2 protein-coding genes and 1 pseudogene are annotated in these 2,199 nt (G+C 53.9%); all 3 read left to right on the forward strand.

Annotation, left to right across the window (positions count from 1 at the left end; translation table 11 throughout):
• Positions 1–98, forward strand: a pseudogene (locus GOB86_RS15255) (IS5/IS1182 family transposase); the annotation flags it as partial.
• 18 nt (positions 99–116) lie between these two features.
• Complete coding sequence (locus GOB86_RS15260; RefSeq protein ID WP_165993507.1) at positions 117–1,421, forward strand: DNA methyltransferase; 1,305 nt, start codon at positions 117–119, stop codon at positions 1,419–1,421.
• Positions 1,414–2,136: a hypothetical protein gene (locus GOB86_RS15265; protein ID WP_198912058.1), complete on the forward strand. Its 723-nt coding sequence runs from the start codon at positions 1,414–1,416 to the stop codon at positions 2,134–2,136. The genes GOB86_RS15260 and GOB86_RS15265 overlap by 8 nt, the downstream gene beginning before the upstream one ends.
• The last annotated feature ends 63 nt before the right edge of the window (positions 2,137–2,199 follow it).

The following is a 2,199-nucleotide window of genomic DNA, read 5'->3' on the forward strand; positions in this document are numbered from 1 at the left end:
TCAAGCAGTTTCGCGCTATCGCAACCCGTTACGACAAGCTGAAATCCACCTTCCTCGCAGCCGTGCAGTTCGCTTCAATCATTATCCTGCTTAACTGACGACACGCCGTAAGCAATGTGCATGACAATATTTTTATTTACTCCAAAAATTCTGAGTATGCATTCAACGAGGTGTTTGAGGAACTTCGGGAAGAATATGTAGATTCTGCCTATCGCCATGTGGAGGGCGATGGTCGTCGCTACCGCTGGCTTCCTATTCATGCCCCTGGGGAGAGGAATGGCCCCACAGGAAAACCGTGGAAAGGGAGCCCTCCTCCCACCGGCGCTCATTGGCGCTTTGGGCCAGCTACGCTTGATGCGATGTTCGACGACGGATTAATTCAAAAAAGTGACGGTGGCGTTTGGGCGTATAAGAAATATCTTGAAGATTCTCTTGGAGCGAGAATTGGCACTATTTGGCTTGATGCCAAGCAATTGCCTTCATCAGAAAAGACGGGTTATCCAACTCAAAAGCCTGAATCTATAATCAAAAGGGTAATTGAGATTGGCAGTGATCGCGGCGGCTTGATTCTCGATTGCTTTGTCGGGTCGGGAACGACCGCTGCTGTCGCCGCCAAGCTGGGTAGGCGTTTCATCGGCGCTGACATCAATCTCGGCGCAATCCAGACGACTACGAAACGCTTGGATGAATTGAAGTCTGCGGTGCAAGAGCCAGGTGAGCCCAAGCTCGGCTTCGAAATATTTAATGTAAACCATTATGATATATTCCGAAATCCGGTGGAGGCAAAAGAGCTTCTCCGTGAGGCCTTGGAAGTAAACCCTATCGCACAGCATGCGGTATTCGATGGCGAAAAAGATGGCCGAATGGTCAAGATCATGCCCATCAATCGGATTGCAACGAAGGCTGATCTTGCTGAACTCGTATCTGGCTTCGATCAAAAGCTCTTCCAGCGTCGCCAAGATGAGAAACCCCACCAGCCGGTAGAAAAAATCCTGCTCGTCTGCATGGGGCATGAGCCGGATTTGAAGGCAGAACTCGAACTCCAGGCCAAGCCATTCAGGATCGATGTCGAGGTCGTGGATATCCTGCGCGACAAGTCGCAGCTTGAATTCAAGCGGGATTCCGAAGCCAAGATCGCAATCCGCGATGGCGAGCTCGTGATCGAGAACTTCTACCCCATGAACCTCCTGCAAAAGCTCTCCTTGCAGCAGGAACAGGTGGGCGAATGGCGCGAGCTGGTGGACAGCGTGATGGTCGATTGGAACTACGACGGCGCTGTCCTTCAGCCGACCGTCGTCGATGTTCCCGGCAAGGACGATTTTGTCATCGGCCGCTACAAGGTCCCGGCAGACGCTGGCACGGTCCGCGTGAAGATCACCGACCTCCTTTCTGAAAGCTGGGAAGGCGAGATCGATGGCTAAAGCGACCAAGGCCAAGCAGCAGGAAGCCGTTCTCGGGGAGTTTGCCTTCTTCAACTTCCTACGGAGGTTCTACCGGAACAACCGGGGTACGATCCGGCGCGAGTATCGCGATCTGACCAAGAAGTTTCTCGACTTCAACGACCCCGACCACAACCCCAAGACATTCCTGCGTACCCCGCAGTTCGAAGCCCTGGAAATGTATGTCTTCCTCAAGGAGTTTCTGGGCAACGCGCGCGTCGAGCAGATTTTCAAGGACTGGTTCGACCGCGCGGGCAAGTTCGCCGACCGGACCGAAGGTGGCGTTGCCAACTCGCAAGGCCAGGGAACCCTGTTCGAGGCGGTGACGCGCGAGCAGTACCAGGTCGTATTCGATATGATGAAGCGCAATCGGCGCACATATCCGAACTACATCTTCGCGCTCACCATGGGGACCGGCAAGACCATCCTCATGGCGACCTGCATCTTCTACGAGTTCATTCTCGCCAACAAATGGCCCAAGGACGGAAAATACTGCCATAACGCGCTGGTCTGCTCGCCAGACAAGACCGTGCTCCAATCACTCCGCGAGCTGGAATCCTTCCCGCTCGCGCGCGTGGTGCCCCCCGAATATGTGAACTTTCTCACGACCCATATCCGCTTCCACTACCTGGAAGAGGCGGGCACTTCGCTCGACGCGGATTTCTCACACTTGAGGCAATTTCGGGTCATTTTGTAGAATTCAGTCATCCCACAGGAGCCCGATCTGGAATATTGACGATATTCTGCTTCTGGCGGCGGG

It is taken from the genome of Acetobacter lambici (assembly GCF_011516885.1).
Lineage (GTDB): Bacteria > Pseudomonadota > Alphaproteobacteria > Acetobacterales > Acetobacteraceae > Acetobacter > Acetobacter lambici.